At 59.2% G+C, this 20056-nt stretch carries 12 protein-coding genes; 9 read left to right on the top strand and 3 right to left on the bottom strand.

Annotated features, from left to right (window positions below; genetic code table 11):
• Window positions 1–133: 133 nt before the first annotated feature.
• A complete protein-coding gene (locus K315_RS0106170) occupies window positions 134–2332 on the top strand; it encodes a hypothetical protein (RefSeq protein WP_029576666.1) in 2199 nt (732 codons plus the stop codon).
• Window positions 2333–3685: 1353 nt separating this feature from the next.
• Here the strand turns inward: K315_RS0106170 and K315_RS09585 are convergent.
• From K315_RS09585 to trxA, 3 genes are all read right to left on the bottom strand, one after another.
• Window positions 3686–4597, bottom strand: coding sequence for a PDDEXK family nuclease (locus K315_RS09585; protein ID WP_152571431.1), 912 nt, complete (start codon window positions 4595–4597; stop codon window positions 3686–3688).
• 1577 nt (window positions 4598–6174) lie between these two features.
• The gene (locus K315_RS0106155) at window positions 6175–7179 is read right to left on the bottom strand and encodes a resuscitation-promoting factor (RefSeq protein WP_029576663.1); all 1005 of its coding nucleotides are present in this window, start codon (window positions 7177–7179) and stop codon (window positions 6175–6177) included.
• A 509-nt stretch (window positions 7180–7688) separates the two neighbouring features.
• Window positions 7689–8027, bottom strand: coding sequence for a thioredoxin (trxA, locus tag K315_RS0106150; protein WP_029576662.1), 339 nt, complete (start codon window positions 8025–8027; stop codon window positions 7689–7691).
• Window positions 8028–8610: 583 nt separating this feature from the next.
• Between trxA and K315_RS0106145 the strand changes: the two genes are divergently transcribed.
• The 8 genes from K315_RS0106145 (at window position 8611) to K315_RS0106105 (ending at window position 19805) form a co-directional block, all read left to right on the top strand.
• Window positions 8611–9237: a DUF4916 domain-containing protein gene (locus K315_RS0106145; RefSeq protein WP_015449947.1), complete on the top strand. Its 627-nt coding sequence runs from the start codon at window positions 8611–8613 to the stop codon at window positions 9235–9237.
• A 584-nt stretch (window positions 9238–9821) separates the two neighbouring features.
• Window positions 9822–10643 (top strand): alpha/beta fold hydrolase, encoded by an 822-nt coding sequence (locus K315_RS09580; RefSeq protein WP_044086060.1) that lies wholly within the window; start codon window positions 9822–9824, stop codon window positions 10641–10643.
• 129 nt (window positions 10644–10772) lie between these two features.
• On the top strand, window positions 10773–11885 hold the full coding sequence (gene nudC / locus K315_RS0106130) for an NAD(+) diphosphatase (protein WP_029576660.1): 1113 nt from the start codon (window positions 10773–10775) through the stop codon (window positions 11883–11885).
• Window positions 11886–12186: 301 nt separating this feature from the next.
• Window positions 12187–13821, top strand: coding sequence for a L,D-transpeptidase (locus K315_RS0106125; RefSeq protein ID WP_029576659.1), 1635 nt, complete (start codon window positions 12187–12189; stop codon window positions 13819–13821).
• A 171-nt stretch (window positions 13822–13992) separates the two neighbouring features.
• Complete coding sequence (gcvH, locus tag K315_RS0106120) at window positions 13993–14406, top strand: glycine cleavage system protein GcvH (RefSeq protein ID WP_015449952.1); 414 nt, start codon at window positions 13993–13995, stop codon at window positions 14404–14406.
• A gap of 187 nt (window positions 14407–14593) precedes the next feature.
• The gene (locus K315_RS0106115; RefSeq protein WP_033520621.1) at window positions 14594–15808 is read left to right on the top strand and encodes an App1 family protein phosphatidate phosphatase; all 1215 of its coding nucleotides are present in this window, start codon (window positions 14594–14596) and stop codon (window positions 15806–15808) included.
• Window positions 15809–15943: 135 nt separating this feature from the next.
• Complete coding sequence (locus K315_RS0106110) at window positions 15944–18490, top strand: S9 family peptidase (RefSeq protein ID WP_152571430.1); 2547 nt, start codon at window positions 15944–15946, stop codon at window positions 18488–18490.
• A 277-nt stretch (window positions 18491–18767) separates the two neighbouring features.
• Complete coding sequence (locus K315_RS0106105) at window positions 18768–19805, top strand: 3-isopropylmalate dehydrogenase (protein ID WP_029576656.1); 1038 nt, start codon at window positions 18768–18770, stop codon at window positions 19803–19805.
• Window positions 19806–20056 lie beyond the last annotated feature (251 nt).

Below are 20056 nucleotides of genomic sequence, written 5' to 3'. Positions count from 1 at the left end.
GGTGCGCGGTGGTACCGACGAGCTAGTAACCGATCGCAATCCGTAGAGGTACCGGCAATGACCTACCATAGGTAAAGATGTGCATGGCGTGACGCGCGGCAAGAGTTGCGCGAAGTGAAACAAGGAGAAGTCGATGACAGGACAGGAGCATCAGCAATCGGATATGAACCTGCTGTTTCCGATCGCCAAGCCGACTGACGATGCTGACAAAGCCTGGCATGCTGACAAAGACGCAGCTGCTGGTAATGCCGAGCAACAGGGGAGTCAGGGGTTCTTGGGTAATGTGGGCGGTTCTGCTGACGCGAATGGTCTCAACGGTATGAATGGCGTGGCTGACTCGGATGCTCCGGGCGGCATCACCACCGATTCTTCCAGCATTCCAGCTGCCGGAGCGCTCGGAACGGGTAATGCTCCGGCGTTCGCCGATGAGGACGGGATACTGCCAGGGGATATCGTTGACACGAACTGGGATATTCCGCTTATCACGTTCCCGATGCTGGACAATGAGCAGAGTGGCGAGGTTTCGCCGATCAGCAAGATTGCGGATATCAGCTCGCGCGCTCCCCGCACCAGCAAGTCAACTGCCGGCGGGCCTGCGGCTGCTTCCGGTGTTGCCGGCGCCGCAGGCGATGTTGCCGGCTCTGCAGTTGCAGGTTCTGCGGCTGCTGCGGCTCCAATATCCCCGTCCAATCTCACAGCGGGAGCGCCTCAACATCGTGCCGGAACAAAAACCGAACAATGGTTGAATGCGGCGAGGCAAGACAATAATCAGGCGGAGACCCAACAATTCGGGGCCGCGCTGGCGCCATCGAATATTGGAACGCAAAGTGGCGTGTCGAATGCGGCGCTTGGGACGTCAAACATCAGCTTGTCGATGCCGGATGTGCCGGGAATGACGATGCCGAATCCGGTAGCTGCTGTTTCGGGTGGTGTTGCTTCGGGCACGGCTGCTTCAGCTGCTGCCACTGCTACTGTTGGTGCTGAGGGTGCTACAGGTGCGGCTGGGGCTCAACGGGGCGGTAATCAACATGTCGATCAACACGTCGGTCTTCAGCAGCCGGGACCATCATTGCTCACTCCTCCGGCTCCGCGCGCGGATGATATCGCTCGTGAACGCGTCGCCAATGCGGAAACCGAAACTATGACGCCCGTCTCCTCGGCGGCTGTCGTCGCTGGAACCGCTGCGATTAGCGCAAAAGTCACGGCTCCGGGGGCTGCAAAAACCAATGCCACCAGGACCATCCATACCCCTCAAAGCGGGATGACCGGTCCGCAGGATGCCGTCGGTTCCTTGCAGGAGGAACTGGTCGACAACAGCGTGCGACAAGCATCGGGTAACGAGCGGAGGCGTGCTGAGGAAGCCGACGACTCTCCATCATCGCGCGGAACGAAAACCCGTAGCCGGGTGATTGTCGTGATATTCCTGATCATCACCATCATCGCTGCCGGGGTGGGCGTGTACTACCTGTACGGGATGGTCCGGACCAATCGCAATCGCAGCAATGCATATTCAAACTGCACGAAAGCGTATAGCCAAGTCAAAGAAAACTCAGAAACCCTTACAGCAACGCTGAAAAGCACTGCGGCGCAACAGAAAATCGGCACCGATCAGGTCGCCGATGTCATGACCGTAGAAAAGCTGAAAACCGCGGTAAGCAAGGCGAAATCCGCGAGCAAGCCGGTCATGTGCAAGACGTCCCTGAGCACGGACGCACTCGGCAAGGCGGCGGAAACCAATCAGACACTGGCCACGCAGCTGGTCAACTTGAATTCCACCGTAAAAGCCGCTGCAAAGGATGTGAAGACCAGCGCGAAAACCAAGCAGACCAATGATTACAACTCTGCGGTCGACACGCTGAAGACAACGACAAGCGAAGCCTCGACTTTGCTGTCCAACAGCCAAGGGGTTGTCGCGGATGACAACACGCGGACGACGCTGCAATCCGCGATTGACGCGGCCAATACGCTGTTGCAGAAGGAAAAGCCGGCGCTCGTGGATGTGCAAAAGGCGCAAAACGACTTGCAAACCGCTTCTGACGCGGTGAACGCATCGATGGAAGAGTACAAGACCCAACGGGCCGCCGCTGATGCTGCAGCTGCTGCCTCGGCCGCGGCTGCGCAGGCTCAAAGTCAAACGCAGGGGCAGACGCAGCACCAGACGCAGAGACAGAATCTGGGCGGGAGCACGACTTCAACCGGTGGGGATACTGGAGATACCGCGAAACAACCAGATAACAAACAATCCACTGATAACACGAGCAAGAATCCCACCACTCCCAGTACTCCTGATGATTCCGTCGCCAATTCCGCCGACAGCACGAGCGGTAAGTAGTTGCCGACGGCTGGTACGTTGGGTGCCAGTGGTGCTGAGCACGGGTTGAACCGGAGATCTAGTGACTATTTCCGGTTCAGTTCGCTGGCGTGGGCTGTCTGATGGCCGGTGTATCGGTTGATCGTCTTCCGAGCGCTGCTGGAGTGTTGGTATTCTGCGGTTTGGTGATTATCGCGGTTGGTGGTCTGTTGGCTGGTGGTGTCGTGCGGACTGGATCGGGAATCGGCCAGTGATTTGCGATTTGGTCCGTGGATCTGGTCAGAGCCGTGGTTGGTGGCTAGGTGGCTGATGTCTGCCGCGCTGGTGGAGTGTTGGTATTCTGCGGTTTTGAGGGAATCGGCCTGGTCGATGGTCTGGAGTCTGGGTGCGTGGCACGGACTGGATCGGGAATCGGCGTACGATTCGCGATCCAGTCCGCGGATTTGGGCCGCCAAGCAGCATCGGCTAGGTGGCTGATGTCTGCCGCGCTGGTAGGTTGTTAGTATTCCGCGGTTTTTGTGTTGTTGTAGTGGATCGGTGGTTTGGTGCTGGATGGTGTGGTCTGGACTGAACGGGATATCAGTACACGATCTCCGATTTGGTCCGTGGGCACGGCCGTCTGATGACCGGTGCCTCGGTTGATTGCCTCCCGAGCGCTGGTCGATTGTTGGTATTCTGCGGTTCCTGTGCTGTCGTTGTGGTCGATGGTCCGGAGTCTGGTGGCATGGTGCGGACCGGATCGGGAATCAGCATACGATTTTCGATTTGGTCCGTGGGTTTGGGCTGCACTGTGGTTGGTGGCTCGATGCCTGGTGTCTGCCGTGCTGGTGGATTGCTAGGATTGAGCGGTTCTTGGATAATCGTCATTGTCGGTGGCAGGGCGCCGGGTATTGTGATTGTGCCCTTGATTCGAAATCGGCGTGTAATTCCTGAGCTGGTCCATTGATTCGGCTACTTGGCGGTTGGTGAGGCGTGGTCGATTGTTGGTATTCTGCGGATCCTGTGTTGTCGGCGTGGTCGATGGCCCGTTGGCAGGGTGCGTGGCGCGGACTGGATTGGGAATCGGCATGCGATTTCCGATTCAGTCCGCGGATTCGGCCGATTTCAAAGATCGACGAGTCGAGGGCCTCTCCGAGGTGTACGCAGATGACCAGAATTCCAGTGCCCGCGCTGCCATGCTGGCGGACCAATCCGTTGCGCGAGGCTGTCGCATGGCAACAAATGGGACCGAATCAGGAATCAATCCCCGATACTCGCTCTAGTCCTGTCATCTGGCGCGTTCGTCAATCAGGCAAAGAATCCGGTCATCAGCCAGCCAATCAGCCCGTAATCTGCCCCAAATATCAATCCAGCATAAGTCCAATCACCACCCCGTCATCGTAGCGAATGCCTACGCCGGTCAGCCAACATCTCCCACGGAATTTGAGTGGACAGCATGAGCGGGTGTCCGGCTCTTTGCGCCCGTGCTGAGGCAATTCTCATGGCAAGGCGCTCGCGGTTGATGGGATTCGCAAGATCAAGTTGGGTCACCTGCAGAATCATCCAACCCATGGATTCGAGAAGACGGTGCTTCTGCAGATCCCTACGCCATTGACGTTGTTCAGTCCGATGCTGGTCACCCGCGTACTCGATGCCGATTTTCAGTTCGCAATCAGCGAGATCAAGAGTGATATCTCCTCCCTGATCGGAAAGGATATCCGGAACCCGATAATTCACTTCGAATCGCTCCAGTCCGTATGAATACAGGCATAACCGCAGCTGGGTCTCCTTTGGCGAATCACTTCCGGTGACGACCAGTGCGAGCGAGGCACGGCATTTGGCTTTGCCCGGGAAACGCTGTGATGTGAGGAATTCTTCAAGTGAGGCTTCCGTCGCATGCCCATGTCTGATAAGCGACTCGGCGACTTCGGTGAGTTCATCGATTCGCAAGCTCGGTGCCAGCAATCCCCATGTCGCTTCAGGCGATAACACCCGCAATCCGGCGGACAGCATAATGGTATGTTCTGCAGTCAGGTCTTTCCACTGGTGCATCGCAATATCCGGACTGTCCGGACCGAATTGTTGACGACGCAAATGGCGTTTGCTTACGGTGATATGAAGCTGATGATCGTTGAGTAGCCGTTCTGGACGTTCGACCCGAAATAGGTCGAGAGCCGTGGTGTGCGAAACCACCCCTTTGAAGCGCACGCTCAGGCAAGTCCGTAACGCTTGCTGTTGTCGTTCTGATAGCGTTTTCGCTGTGATTGGCTTGTACAGTTTGTCTGGGTTGGGTGATGGACTGCTCATGGTTCGACGATATGTGATGGTTAGTGGGAAAACGATTCCGCGCGAACAATGTGGTCAGAAGATGATGGTGAGTTGTCATCAGTGATTCTTGAGGTCGATTACGGATACGTTGTGCTGACAGGAGTAACTCGGGCGCATGATATCGGACGATGGACTGAATCGGAGATTCAACGCCGAGATTGGATTCATTGCAGGGAATGGATACTGTGCAGGGATCGGGTATGGATGCAAGCAAGAGGGCGAATACCGCTGCCTTGCAGGTATCTGATGGGGTGAAACGGTGGTTGAGCGGGACCCATGTGTGTTGGACTGCATCCGATATTCATGATTGATTTAGGATTTGAGCCTAAGAACGGGATATGCGGCGTATGAGTGCTGAGGGAGTGATGATTATGAATTGTTGGTATTCTGCGGATTTCGGTTTAACTGTGAGAGTGGCCGGGGTCCGTCTGCGCGAGGGGCTTGGACCGGATCGGGAATCGGTGGTTGATTCCGGGATGAGTCCTCGATCAGACGCCCTTCAGAGCATGACGGTGTGAAGGCTATGAGGTTAGGCGAGGTGTGGTCTTGCGAGATGGCAGATGCAGGGTGGATATTCGTGGATTGGAATCGAGTTCGGGAATAGATTTTGCATTCAGTCACCGAGGATGGGCGAATGTGCAGGCTCGGCTGATGCAAGCAGAATAGATCTGTTGGTATTCTGCGGATTTCGGTTGCGCTGCAAGAGTAGCCACGGTATGTGCAGATGCGAGGCTCGGACTAAATCCGATACTGCGGGGCAATCCTCGTATTAATCCGCGTCGACGTGCCGGGGAATGGATATCAACCAGGTGCGCCGGATTACAGATCGTTGGTATTTCTTGATTGTGAGATTGGTCATCGGCACAGAATGACTTGGGAATGAACCGTGGGAACTGCCACCGGCGGACTGAATATGATTTCCATACTCGATTTCAGATTCAGTCCGTAATCTGAGGCCGGCTTATGACTGCAGTGATTGAGCGCACGGCCAGGATTGTTGCTATTCCAAGATTCTTGAGCCCTATGCACCTTACATGCGATACGTGGTAGGTGGCAGACATGGACTGGTTCAGTTTTCACCGGTCGATTCCGGCATTGGTCCGTGGAATCGATCACCCGCCCATGTCGGGGGTGGAACATCTCTATTGACAACACACGTAATCGCGGAAATCGTTGGTCGGAGATGTAATGGCGGTATCCAGCTGATGGTAAGCGGAATCATCGCGGGAAATTCTCATCACGCTCAATCAGAGCAAGCCGCTGAACAGCACGACACACGCGTGGAGTCATCCATAGTCATCATTTGGGGCTACATGACAGAATGTGTGTGGTATTCTGCCACTTATCCTTACTGCCGGAAGACGCGTCGCGGTGTAGATTCCGTGGACAACCGAGCAGGTTGCATCGATGGCGCTACCTAGACACACTGGAGTACAACACAGCAAAGCAACACCACACCCTACAAAACAACCTGGCTACGCTGAGCGAGGTCTCAGCGTAGCCAGGTTGTGAGAAAAACAGCCGGCAATCACTGCCAGCAGCAATCGAGCAGCGGATCAGTAGCTGTGCGCGCTCAGCCAGTGGCTATAAGCCCCCTGTACCGAGCCATAGCGGGAGTTGCAATACCCCCAGAACCACAGGAGCTGCGTCTGGTAGTTGGTTGCCCAGTCGGCGCCCGCGGAGGCCATCTTGCTGCCGGGGAGCGCCTGCGGCAGGCCGTACGCGCCGGAGCTTGCGTTGGTGGCGTTTACACGCCAACCTGATTCATGCGTAATGATGTACACGGTCGCCGTGAAATCGGCTTCGCTGCCGCCGTTGGCGATGAGATAGTCATGCGCCCACTGCTGCATCTCGCCAACTGGGGTGGTGGTGCCGATGTCGGTGCTCGTCGGGTTGGAGCTGGCCGTCTTTGTGGTGCCGGTGCCCACGAGAATCACCTTGTCAACAGGAGCTGTCTTCACATACGACGCGAACACGTTGGAAGATACGACCTTGCCGCCTGCGCGCTGCACGAGGCTTGTGGTCTCCATGACGCCGTCCTGACCTTCGGTTTCGACCTTTTCGGTGCCCTTCGGCAGGTCCGCGGTCTCCTTGCGCACGACGTTGTACGCGATTGCGTCATCCGATGTTTCAAGATCTGCACCGGAACGTTCAATGGTGATGACCGTGGATTCGGTGACCTCGGTGGTCAGCGAGGGGGAGACGGTGTCGTTCGGCTCAAGTGTGATATTGCCCGCTTCAAGAACGGACTTGACATTCGTGAAGTCCTTGCCGAGCACCACGCGGGATTTGCCGTTGATCTTCACCGTGATGTACGAGGTGTCGGCGTCGGCGCCTTTGAGGCTGCTACGCGTGGTACCACGGGAGACTTCATCGGCGTTGGCTTCCGTCGCCGAATATGCAGTGACAGTGGACTGGTGATGTTCGGCGGCGTAGTAGTTGCGTGACACGGCACCCGTCCCCACAAGAACGCCCACTGCGGCGATTACCGCCATGACCTTGATTCGCTGACGCTTGCTCAGCGACCTGAGGGTGGACACTTTCTTACGGTGGTTAGCCATGTCGCTCCTTGCTCGACCTACAGATGCCGTGTGCCGGGGTCATCAACTGCTTAACCCCACGTCGCGGACTGCTCAACGCTGCCGCCGTCGGGTTGCACACCTCCTCCATACTACCGCGCTGATGTGAAACATCAAATCCCGGTCGTGGGGGTGGCGGGTGACGGTCGGGCGTCAACCACGCGGAATCCCGGCCTTGCACAAGGGCGTATAGCTGCTGGCGTTCGGAGTGTCATACGGTGTTCGGGCACGTGTCGACGGACGCGTGTTCCGAACTGATCATGAGCGCGATAAGCGCTGTTCGCCTTCTGCATAATTCGTCATCGAGTCGGGGGAAATCGTCTCGGAGGAAATCATCTGTTTTCGGATTCCGGACAGGTGGCAGCGTCGAGATCGGCAATTCTTGTGATAACTCTGATGGTTACGCAGCAGGGGCGCACAGCGTGTGCACTGTACGCCCCTGCTGCATGGGGATTCAGGTTCAGGGGTTTTCAGAGGTTTCAGAAACCAGATCAGGCTTCCTGATCGTCTTGATAAGCCTTCGCCTGCTCGATGAGATTCTCGAGGTCGGAGCCGCGCAAAGCGCCTGCCTGCTTAAAAATGACCTTGCCACCCTTGACGACCATTAGCGTGGGCACGGCCTGGATTTGGGCCGCGGCGGCGAGTTCCTGATTCTGATCGATGTCGACCTTCGCGAAGGTGATGTCGGGATGCTCTTCGCTCGCCTTCTCAAACACCGGGCCGAAGGCCTTGCACGGTCCACACCAGGTGGCCCAGAAGTCAACGAACACCAGGTTGTTGTCGGTGATGGTCTTCTCGAATGTCTGTGTAGTTACTGCGGTGGTTGCCATGATGGCTCCTTACTTCCGGTGTCCCCGCTTTCCGGGCGACTGTCGTGCTATCCGTGAGTCGGATTGTCGCGGTTCGTGTGTGTTTCGTGGTTCCCAGCATCCCACACCGTGCCTGAAAGTCAAGCGCTGTCCGCCGATAGCCGAACCGCAGATGGTTCGGATGCTGGCATGGGGATTGCGCCCCGTGAACGGGCGGATGCGGCGTTGTGTGAGGATTGGTTCGCATGATGGCGGTTTGGCGGGGTGGTTTGGTTGGTTTGGTGGTGCCGGGTGGTCGTTGTGTGAGGATTGGCTCGCATGGTGACCGGTTGGGTGGTTGCGTTTGGCTGGATTGTTGGTCTTGACCTTGTGTGAGGATTCGCTCGCACGATGGCGGGTGAGGCAGTCGGGATTGGGGTTCTGGATGGCTTGGGAAGTCAGTGTGTGAGGATTGGCTCGCATGGTGGCGGCGGTCGCGTGCTTGCACAATCAACAGCAGTCACGGCATCGTGAGGATTCCGTTGTCACCTGCTTGCGACCCCGCGGTCCGCACCTGCTGGCGAACACGCCGCCAGGATTCTTGGGGTTGGGCAATAATGGAACCATGCCAGTGCTGAATGACGAGGTGCCCGACGAGGGCGACTACGATGCGAATCGCCGCAGAGGCGAGTTCGACCATATCACGCCGGAGGATTTCATCCGCGGATCAGGCCACGGCAACCCTCCGGGATGGCTTGACTCGGGCGAAATCACCCGGATCCGTCGTGAAACCCCGATGCCGTACGTTGTCGTTGTGCCGGTGCGCGTTGATGATTTCGGCCGAATCAGCAAGGTCGGCTCCCTCTTGTGTGTCAGCGAGGACGGGTCGGTTGAGCGCACGTTGATTGCCGGGCGAGTGCTGTATCACGAATCCGTGCGTGAGGCCATCGCCCGCAATATCTCCAAGGATCTCGGCGATATCGCGCTGCCGACCCTGCCGCAGAGCCTGCAGCCGTTCACTGTGGCTGAATTCTTCCCAACCCCTGGTATTTCGCCGTTTTATGACCCTCGCCAGCACGCAATCGCCCTGTGCTATGTAGTGCCGATTCCGGGCGATTGCAAGCCACAGGATGAGACGCTCGACGTGGAATGGTGCGATGCACAAGGCGAGCAGCTGACCGAGTGCATCGACCAGATGGCCAACGGGTATGGCGAAATCGTCCGTCGTGCCCTCGCCTGGGCCGGAGCTTGATTTGTGTGGACTGCGGGCCGACGTCAAGCTGCCGAGACGAGAGTTGAGGAATGGCGACGAATGCGGCGACAATAACGCCGAAACCATTGATCCGGCCGCGTTATGACAACGTCAGGCGCGTGCGGATCGCATGAAATCCATGAAATCAAGGTCGCGGAAAACAAGAATCGGAACGGCCGGACGGTCGATTTCGCGGATACTTGGGACCATCGTTGAACGCAGCTTGATGTGATGCAGGGTGATTCGCTGGTGTGGGACACACAGCTGGATGTCAGTCACATGTCAGCGACATACCAGCCGTATACCAGTCGGCACAGGTCAGGATGAAGGAAGGATGAAAGACAACAATGGCAGAACAATGTAATGCTGGATATCGCGATATTTGCGGGGAAGCTGGGGCAATCACGGAAATTGGCGTGACCGACGCAAGCGGCGCAACTACGGCAACCGGCGCAGCACCGGAACCCGAAACACCCGAACCCGCACAAACCGCCGCTACTCCCGGCGTGTCTGCTACCGTTGCCGAGCATCATCATCCATTCGCGCTCAACAACACGGTGTATCGCGACGGCTCGGCCACGCCGATGATTCTGGTGCACGCCTTCCCGGTCGACCACCATATGTGGGACGCTTGCGCGGCCCAGATCATCAAGCGTGCGAACGCGCAAAGGCTGGACACCTTCGCCCTGTGGGCGCCTGACATGCCGGGGGCAGGGGCTGGTCCGATTCCCGCCGTCGCAGACAGCGGCCGCATCGCAGCAGACGGCGCATACACGGACGCGCTCGACCTGATGACCGATGCCTACGCGTCCCTGTTGCGGCGTGCGGGATACCGTAAGGCCGTATGGGTCGGCCTGTCCATGGGCGGATATGTGGTCATGGACATGCAACGACGCCACCCCGACCTGATTGCGGGGCTCGCCATGTGTGATACCAAAGCATCCGCGGACGACGATACCGCACGCGCGAACAGGCTTCGCATCGCTGACGAGTGCGAGCACGAGCGCACGATTGAGCCGGTCATGCATTTCGCCCAGCCCCAGGACGGCGATTCGAGCATCAAACGTTCCGATGCCTTCATCAAGCAGATGACCGCCTGGATTCAGGCCCAAAGCCCGGAAGGCATCGCTTGGCGGCAGCGCATGGCCGCAGGACGGCCGGATTTGGGCGACCAGCTCGCCGCGGTACATGCTCCGGCTGCCGTCGTCAGCGGGGAATGCGATCCGTCCAGCCCGCCGGAGCAGATGCGGGCGCTCGCCGCGGCGATGACCGGCACGGAGGTCTCGTTCACACAGATTCCTGATTGCGGACATTTCAGCGCTGTCGAACATCCTGACGTCGTCGCCGAGGCGTTAGTCAATCTGATGTCGCGTGTTCAGCGGCTTGAGTGCTCCGAGCGTCCCTGACATCGCTCTGGGATATCGCAGGAATATGGGATATCGCGAAAATGAGACAACGATTATGACGGGGATTATTGGAAGTATCGGTCGTAACGGATGTCACGGCCACAATGAACGAATCGAGGACAACCGACAATGAGCATGTTTTCACCGCTTGCGCTCACGCAAGCCCTGCCGTTCCTTCCTCTGGCACAAGGAGATATCGATTATCAGGTCGATCGCAGGAACGACCCGGACCTGTTCTCGTCAGTACTGTCATCGCCGGTGTGCACGGTCATGCTCGTCGATGGCGGCAAAGTCGCCGTACCCAAGGGGCAAGGCGATTTGGTCGATTATGACAATGTCAAGCTGCGTTTGGCAACGCTCCCCGGAGCCTATGTGCTTCCGGAACTCGCCTCGCACCCGCAGGCCGTCCCGATGTTCCTTGGCTCCTATGGCGGCGCTCGCGCGGAACAGGTTGTGGCGGTAGACGTGACGCGCTTGCCGGGGCTTCATGACAACAACCTCGACGACCGTGTGCCGGATTCCGCATACGAGGGTGCCGACGACGCATTCGGCGCTACGACCGGGGGTGCCGCTTCACGCAAGCCACGCGCGGTTCCATCGGCGCTCGAACAGGCGGCGAAACGCTTCGATTGGGTCGATCTGCGAGGATTCGCGCCGCATGCCTCCGCACGTGAGGCAGGGCAGGCCACCACAGCAGCCTCGTTGAGCGTGTGGCATATGCGGCAACGGCACTGCCCGACGTGCGGGGCCGAGATCAAACCAGCGCTGGGTGGTTGGGCACAGCGCTGCATGAACGCGGCGGACGGCAACAGACTGCTGTTCCCTCGCATCGAGCCTGCCGTCATCGTCTCCGTCGTGGATTCGCAGGACCGCTTGCTGCTGCAACATAATCGCGCGTGGCAGACCGCGACCATGTACTCAGTATCCGCCGGATTCGTGGAAGCAGGAGAGAACCTTGAGCACGCCTGCCGTAGGGAAACCCGCGAGGAGACCGGCATCGAACTGGGCGAGGTGAAATATCTCGGTTCCCAGCCGTGGCCGTTCCCGGCATCCCTGATGGTCGCGTTCAAGGCGCGGGCGCTGAGCACGGATATCCGCGTGGACGGCGAGGAAACCGGGGACGCGCGCTGGTTCACCCGCGACGAATATGAGCAGGCGCTCGCATCCGGCGAAGTCACGCCTCCGGTCAAGGCCGCCATCGCGCGCTACATGATTGAGGAGTGGCTCGGGCACGAGCTGTGAACTGGGGTCGCTGCGCTGCTGGATACCTGTGGCTATCTGCTCGAGTGCGGGTATGCGCCTGAGCACGGTTGCGGCACACAGGTTGTGGGTTGAGTCGCATAGGTTGTCATGTACAGGTCGTGCCGCATCGCTCTCGCGTGCCGGATGTGATGTTCGACACATGACATCGTTTTCGAAGCGTGTGCGCCCTGAACTGGTCATGTGATGCGGCTAAAGTCAGGCAGGAATGGATAGGAAAGGCATCAACGTGACCAACACTTTTGACGGTTCCGTGCCACGATACGGAGTTGGGGGCCCCGACATGCCGCGAAAGACGCGCGTGCCGGCGCAGCCTGATGCCCCGGGGGACATCTGGAAAACCAATCTGGCTGCCGATGCTGCCGATGCTGCCGATGTGAACGATGACACGCTCTCGGGTATGGAGATTCCGCTGTATGCCATCTCCGACGCCGGAAACGGTGATGCGGACGATGAGATGGCCACCGCGTTACGCCCGCCGCATAAGCGCCTGTGGCTGAGAATCCTGCTGATTGTGTTCGCAGTGCTTGCCGTCGCGGCGGTCGCCGGCTTCTTTACGGCACGTTGGTACTATCAGGACAAAGCCGCGCCGGGAGTCATGTTCGCCGGTGCATCGGTGGCAGGGCAGAACAGTGAGCAACTGGCCGCCACGGTCAAATCCGCGGTGGAGAACACGAAGATCACTGTCACCGACTCGCAGGGTAATACCGTCACCGCAAGCCTCAAGGATCTCGGCGTCAATGTCAACCAGAAGCAAACGGTATCCGCGCTGATCGCCGCGAAAGACAGCAATCCGTTCGTGCGCAGCAACCCGTTCAGCAAGCAGAATGTCAAGCTCGCCGCAACCACCGACAAGCTTGCGCTCAGCCAATACCTGACTGGCAAGCTCATTCCGAACGACAGCCAGGCCATCGCATCCACCATTGCCTATGATCAGATGTCGCAGAAATTCACAGTGACCGTGGGGCGAGGTGGGCAGGCGCCTGTGACGGACAACGTGGTCAAGGCGATAGATCAGGCGCTAGACACGCCGGGAACCACGCGAACCGCGAGCATCACCTACACGCAGACCGACATGCCGATCAGCGAGGCGGCTGCGACCACCGCCGCCGATCAGGCGAACGCCGGCCTTGGGCTGAGCATCACCATCAACAACGGCGATGCCACGACATACAAGATTCCGGCGGCAACCATCGCTTCGTGGACCGTTACGGCAGCTGACCCGGCGAAGGGCACCATCGCGGTGTCCTATGACAAGCAGGCCATCAGTGACTACATGAATGGCGAGTTGGGCAATCACCTCAACCAGACGAAGACCAATCAGGTCGATCTGGTGGATACGTCCGGCAACGTCATCATGACGAAAACCAAGGGCGTGAACGGTGTGACGATCAAGGACACCGCTACGGTCGCCGATCAGGTGTACAGCGCGTTGAGCGCGAATCGTTCGGCGACGCTGACGGTTGCCAGCGATGTCACGAAGTTTGACACTGAACAGCAGAAAGTCACGTGGAAGATCGTGGTCGACCGCTCGAAGCAGACCGCAACCGTGTACAACAACGACCAAGTTGTCCAGACCTTCAACGTGTGCACCGGTAAGACCGGCAAGCACGAGACCACACCCGGCAACTATTTCATCTATCTGAAATACCAGGTGCAGGACATGCGCGGCACCAATGATGACGGTTCACAATACCTGACCAAAGGTGTCAAATGGATCAGCTACTTCAATGGCGGACAAGGCTTCCATACGGCGGGTTGGAACGCGGCTGGTATCGCATCTGGGGATCCGACCGGTCATGGTTCCCACGGCTGTGTCAACATGAACGAAGCTGACGCCAAGTGGATTTATGATAACTGCCCGGATGGCACGCTCGTTCAGGTGGTCGGTGCCCAACCGACTGCCCCGGTGCGCTGAGCCGCAGGCCGGTCCACAGCTGTTCTCTCCTCACAAACTGTTGACGCTGAGTGCCCGGTTTGCGTAGACAGTTTGTGATATGCGATTGCTGTGGCATGCCGACCGGGTGGGTTGCGGCTGCGGTGTCGCGATCTTTGCGTGGCGGTTGACTTTATGCGATACGATGACATCATGAGCAATAACGAACAGGAAGATGATCGCCCGAATCTTGAAGTCCCGGATCATCTGGAATATTCCGACGAGCATGTGTGGGTCGACGCCAGTGTGGACCCCGCGGTGATCGGCATCACCGAATACGCCGCCAACCAGTTGGGAGACTTGGTTTTCGTCGATCTGCCGGAGGTAGGCACTCGCGTCGAGGCGGGCGACGAGATCGTCGAGTTGGAATCGTCGAAGGCCGTCGAACCCCTGGTCAGCCCGGTCGCCGGCACGGTGCGGTACGTGAACCGTGAGGCCGCGGACGATCCGAGCATCATCAACGGCGACCCGTACGGCGAGGGCTGGATTCTTAAGATCGCACTCGATGACGACGAGCCGGATCTGCTGTCCGCTGAGCAGTATGCGGCGATGCTTCGCCGGCTGTAAGTCACTCCCGGAAGCTACTGCCGACGCTGAGACGCCCGTCAGCGTCGACAGAAGCAGAAGATTGGCCAGAGGCAGCCGTTCTCATCGGAAATGTCCATCGGGGATGTCCCTGAGCCGGCCCTGAATTCTTCCGGAACTCACGTTCCCTCGTCATCCGTTCTTCAACACCCCACCGTATGATGGGGGCATGGGCAGCATTACACAATTCCCTCACAAATGGAATGAGGATGACATGGCGACTGTGCCGATTCCGGCGCGTCGTGTCGTCACCACTTTCGATGCTGCCTCCAAACATGAGCAAATCGGCGTCAAGCCTCTTCCTGTGAGGATTTTCCGCCGCATCGTTACCGGCGTGTTCAGCCTATGGGCGAAGATTTCCACGACAATCGTGACCAATCTGAATTGGCGGCAACAAGTCGAGCCGTATGTTGGGTACGGCACCAGCAATTTCTCGCGGTTGATCTGCCGGACCGTGTACGAGCCGCTCCGCCGCAAACCGGGCGCGCTGATGCGCGGATGGCGCGGCATGCTTGCGGTCCCGGCGCCCAAAGTCAAAGTGAAGCTGTCCATCGACGGTGTTCCGGTGGAAACCGTGCAGGTCGGCACAAGTGAAGTCTACGACCGCGTCGACAGATTCCGCGAGCGCAGCATCGACTATGCGGTCTCTGATTCCGCGGGATATCTGGACTTAGTCGCTGACCGGGCGCTTGAACCCGGAATCCATCACGTGTCCTATCAGGTCGAGGGCCGTCACGCGGTCGATTCCAATCTGTTCACCATCGTGCCGGGCACGCGTGTCGGTGTGATATCTGATGTGGATGACACCATCATGATTACGCAGGCGCCCACCTTGTGGAAGGCTGCATACAATCTGCTGCTGCTCAATCCGCAGAAGCGAGCGTCTGTGCCTGGCATGGCGGTGCTGTTCAACCGGATCGCGGATATTTTCCCGGACGCGCCGTTCTTCTACCTGTCCACCTCGCCGTGGAATGTGGAAAGCTCAATCCGCCATTTTATTGAGAATTACGGCTTCCCGGCCGGCCCTCTGCTGTTGCGGGACCTCGATCCCAGGCCGAAGACCTTCATTCCTTCGGGTGTGCAGCACAAGTTGGAGTATGCCGAGCAGCTGATGGGCGATTTTCCGGACATGAAGTTCATTCTGATCGGCGATGACGGGCAGAAGGATCCGACCACGTATGTGACCATCGCGAAACGGTATCCTGGGCGTGTCCTCGCCATTGGGATTCGGCAGTTGAGCCCGCGGGAATCCTCGCCGCTCGGCCCGGTTCGTGGCATGACGCAGTCGCAGCCTTCGCCGGTCACGGACGTGCCTGTGTTCACGGGTACGACCGGCGCCAATCTCATGAAGACAATGCTGCCGTACCTGCGGCAGTTCGCTTAGGTTACGTTCGTAGCGATGCTCGATGCGCGACGCACGCAACTTCGAGAGGCGGGGTGACTCACGCTGAGCTGCGGGGCGACATGCGTGAACTCGCCGTCATCGGACCGTCCCCGGGCTTGTTTTACGATGGTGCCTATGAGTGACGAACAGCGCAATGACGACCGCCCGCAAGGGCTTTGCGGCAAGGGCTCGCAATCCGGTTCAGGCTTGTCCGGTTCAGGCTTGGGCACTGGCGACAACCCGCCGTACGCCAAGCAGAAGCCCCACCGGCGGATCGAACACGGGGATGTGTTCGACGATCCGTACGAGTGGATGCGCGACAAGGATTCTCCGGAGCTCGCCGCCTACGTCGCTGCGCAAAACACCTACTGCGACCGCCGGATGGCTCCGTTGCACCATCTACGCGAAACCCTGTTCAAGGAGTTCACCTCGCATGTTCAGGAAACCGACATGTCAGTCCCCACACGAGTGAACGACTACTGGTATTTTTCCCGGACCCGTGAAGGCAGCCAATACGCCGCATCCTGCCGCATTCCCGTGCGTGGTGAAGATGATTGGGATCCGCCACATATCGACCGCGGGGCCGAACCTGGTTCCATGCCCGGGGAACAGGTGTATTTCGACGCGAACAAAGAATCACAGGGCCATGATTTCTTCCGTATCGGCGGCATGGACGTGAGCCATGACGGCCGCTGGCTGCTCTACGGCGTCGATACTGCGGGCGACGAACGCTACGACTTCCGAATTCGCGACTTGAATGACGGCAGTGAATTGCCCGAGGTACTCAAAGGCATTGCGGGAGCGTGCTTCACGGCCGACGGCGCATGGGTGTTCTACACCGTGCTTGACGACGCATGGCGTCCGTACGCGGTGTTCCGACATCGCGTCGGCACGCCGGTTGACGACGACGTCGAAGTGTTCCGCGAGCAGGACGAGCGCTTCTGGGTGGGTGTCGGCCTGAGCTTCGACGAACGGCATGTGGTCATCTGCACCGGGTCCAAGACCACCAGCGAAGTGCTCAAGCTCCCCGCAAGCGATCCGACGGGGGAGTTCACGTCGTTCATCCCGCGCCGTGAAGGCATCGAATACGATGTGAGCTTCGCGTGTTTCGAAGGCGCGGGGGAGCATGGCGAAGACATTCCGGTCGCCGTCGTGGACCATAACGCGACCAATCCGAATTTCGAGATCGATGTGATCGATATGCGGTCGCACAAGCCGCCGTACCGGCTCGGTGAAGGCGTGTGCGTGGCTGCCGGGTCGCCGTACGGTTGCGAACAGGGGGATGTGGCGCTCGCCGGTGCGTCCGACATGCCGGTCGGCACGCCATATCATGATCCGCGCAACCCGGCGATTTTGCAGGGTGCGCGTGGGTTGTCCATCGACGGGATAGCGCTGCATCGGCATTTCGTTGCCCTGTCGTATCGCGCGGACAGTCTGCCGCATCTTGCCGTGATGGCGAAAACCGATGCCGCCCAAGACTTTCTTGCGGGGCGTCCTTGGCGATTCCGCGAATTGGTCCCGCCGCCGCTGGCGGAAGCGGGTGCCGGCGATAGTTGCGCAGATGGTACGAACAATGGCGCGGATGATGGTGGCAAAAATGACACTGGTACGAATGATGATGTGAGCGACGATACCAACGACCGCGGTAACGACGGGCGGTTGTACTCCATCGGGGCCGCCGGCAATCCGTCCTATGACGCCCCGCGCATGCGCTACTCCTTCGGCAGCTACACCCGCCCCGGCGAACTGCATGAGATCGATCCGGCCGCGGGCGTGGACACGCTGCTTAAAAGGGCCCGCGTACTTGGCGATTTCGATGCCCACCGGTACGCCGAACGTCGCATCTGGGTGCGCGCACGTGACGGCGAATCAATCCCCGTGTCGCTGGTGTGGCGTCGCGACAAACTGTCTGCGCAACCCGGCGAGCCGGCATGCTATGGCATTCGTGCCGACGGGTCATCTCCGATGTTCATCCTCGGGTACGGGGCGTATGAAGTCAGTTCCGACCCCGGATTCTCGGTTGCCCGGCTCAGTCTGCTCGATCGCGGCGTGCTGTACGCGTGCGTGCACGTCCGTGGCGGCGGGGAAATGGGCCGTGCTTGGTATGAGCAGGGGCGGCGGCTCAACAAGAAGCACACCTTCGAGGATTTCGTCGATGCGACGCGCGCCCTGCAACGCATGGGGCTCGCCTCGCCGGCGCGTACGGTTGCGGAAGGCGGCTCGGCGGGCGGCCTGCTCATGGGCGCGATTGCGAATATGGCTCCGGAATGTTACGCGGGCATCGAGGCGGACGTGCCGTTCGTTGATGCGCTGACTTCGATTCTTGACCCGTCGCTGCCGTTGACGGTGACGGAATGGGACGAGTGGGGCGATCCGCTGCACGACCGCGCGGTGTATGAGTACATGAAATCGTATTCACCGTATGAAAACGCTCCCGAACCGGGAGACCCGCGGGCGCGCGCCTTCCCGAAGATTTTCGTGACCACGTCAATGAACGATACGCGCGTGCTTGTCGTCGAACCGCTCAAATGGGTGGCTCGCTTGCAGGCGGCTGGCGTGGATGCCGTCGAGAAGATCGAAACCGAAGCGGGGCATGGCGGGACGTCCGGCAGGTACCGTCAGTGGCGCGAGATTTCGTACGAGAACGCGTGGTGCCTGGCGACTATGGGCATCACGAGATAGGGATTATTTGGGCGTGTGCTTTAGCCGGGTGTCTCTTTGGCCCGGCGTCTTGGGGTGTGTGCCCTTGGACAGGCGCTTTGACCGGGCGTCGGGTGGGTGTCTTGGGCCGGGCGCCGGTGCCTGTGGCGCTCGCCAGCCGATAGCGGGCTTGTGGACAATCATGCCGAAAACCCATGAATTTGGCCGAAATGCGGACGTAATTCCATCATTCGGACTGGTGTCCAACTGACGGAATACGCGTGTCTCGGCCGCAGGTGAACCGACTATTGTCGCGAACATGAGCACAACCAAGACATATCGGATTGCCGTCATCCCGGGCGATGGCATCGGCAAGGAAGTCACCCCCGTCGCCCAGGCCGCGCTCGAAAGAGCGGCTGACGGTGTGGCATCATTCACTTACGAAAGCTTTGATCTCGGTGCGGAACGCTACCTGCGCGACGGCGCGATTCTGCCGGACGAGGATCTCGAACGCATCAAGGGCACCGACGCGATCCTGCTTGGTGCAGTAGGCGACCCGCGCATCAAGGCGGGCATCCTCGAGCGTGGCCTGCTGCTCAAGCTGCGTTTCTCGCTTGACCAGTACATCAACCTGCGCCCGTCCAAGCTGTACCGCGGCGTCACTTCGCCGCTCGCCAATCCGGGCGACATCGACTTCGTCGTCGTGCGCGAAGGAACCGAAGGCCTGTACTGCGGTGCCGGCGGCGCAGTCCGTCGCGGCACGCCGAACGAAGTGGCCACCGAGGTGTCCATCAACACGGCGTTTGGTGTCGAGCGCGTGGTCCGTTACGCCTTCCAGTTCGCCATGAAGCGCAAGAAGCATGTCACGCTCGTGCACAAGAAGAACGTGCTCGTCAACGCGGGCGACATGTGGCAGCGGATCGTCGACAAGGTCGGCGAGGAATTCCCGCAGGTCACGCACGACTACCTGCATATCGACGCGACCACGATCTTCCTCGTGTCGAACCCCTCGCGCTTCGACGTGATCCTCACCGACAACCTCTTCGGCGATATTCTCACCGATGAGGCGGGTGCCGTGGTCGGCGGCGTCGGATACTCCGCCTCTGGCAACATCAATGCTTCCAACGAATACCCCTCGATGTTCGAACCGATCCATGGGTCGGCACCGGATATCGCGGGCAAGGGGATCGCCAACCCGACGGCCGCCGTGCTGTCGAGCGCGATGCTCCTGCGCCATCTCGGATTCGACGAGGCCGCCGCGAAAATCGACCGTGCGGTCGAAGCGGATATCGCCGAACTCGGGTCGACCAAGCGCACCACCGAAGAAGTGGGACGCGACATCTTGGCGCGCATCTGATACCTCTCACGCCACAAGCGTGTGAGCGCCGCCCTGCAATCCTGTGCAACGGAAGAAGTCAACAACAGCACGGGGATGCAGGGCGGTTTATTTTCTGTATCGTAATCACCCCCATGTCCACTGTGAAGATTCGGTGAGTTGGGTGGATGAGTGCGGGGTTTGCATGAGATGGCACGCTGGGTGGCGGATTGTACTTGATGTGTCAGGTTGTGTATGTCGGGGCATGCGTGCGGGGTCGGTTGCCGCCGTTG

Source organism: Bifidobacterium thermacidophilum subsp. thermacidophilum DSM 15837, assembly GCF_000426425.1.
GTDB lineage: Bacteria > Actinomycetota > Actinomycetes > Actinomycetales > Bifidobacteriaceae > Bifidobacterium > Bifidobacterium thermacidophilum.
Note: the sequence above shows the minus strand (reverse complement) of the source record. Positions and strands in the feature narration are given on the sequence as shown.

Bases quoted from the DNA above. Each gene is read 5' to 3' on its own strand.
- K315_RS0106170 (WP_029576666.1), top strand. From the start codon at position 134: ATGACAGGACAGGAGCATCAGCAATCGGATATGAACCTGCTGTTTCCG.
- K315_RS09585 (WP_152571431.1), bottom strand. From the start codon at position 4,597: ATGAGCAGTCCATCACCCAACCCAGACAAACTGTACAAGCCAATCACA.
- K315_RS0106155 (WP_029576663.1), bottom strand. From the start codon at position 7,179: ATGGCTAACCACCGTAAGAAAGTGTCCACCCTCAGGTCGCTGAGCAAG.
- trxA (WP_029576662.1), bottom strand. From the start codon at position 8,027: ATGGCAACCACCGCAGTAACTACACAGACATTCGAGAAGACCATCACC.
- K315_RS0106145 (WP_015449947.1), top strand. From the start codon at position 8,611: ATGCCAGTGCTGAATGACGAGGTGCCCGACGAGGGCGACTACGATGCG.
- K315_RS09580 (WP_044086060.1), top strand. From the start codon at position 9,822: ATGATTCTGGTGCACGCCTTCCCGGTCGACCACCATATGTGGGACGCT.
- nudC (WP_029576660.1), top strand. From the start codon at position 10,773: ATGAGCATGTTTTCACCGCTTGCGCTCACGCAAGCCCTGCCGTTCCTT.
- K315_RS0106125 (WP_029576659.1), top strand. From the start codon at position 12,187: ATGCCGCGAAAGACGCGCGTGCCGGCGCAGCCTGATGCCCCGGGGGAC.
- gcvH (WP_015449952.1), top strand. From the start codon at position 13,993: ATGAGCAATAACGAACAGGAAGATGATCGCCCGAATCTTGAAGTCCCG.
- K315_RS0106115 (WP_033520621.1), top strand. From the start codon at position 14,594: ATGGGCAGCATTACACAATTCCCTCACAAATGGAATGAGGATGACATG.
- K315_RS0106110 (WP_152571430.1), top strand. From the start codon at position 15,944: ATGAGTGACGAACAGCGCAATGACGACCGCCCGCAAGGGCTTTGCGGC.
- K315_RS0106105 (WP_029576656.1), top strand. From the start codon at position 18,768: ATGAGCACAACCAAGACATATCGGATTGCCGTCATCCCGGGCGATGGC.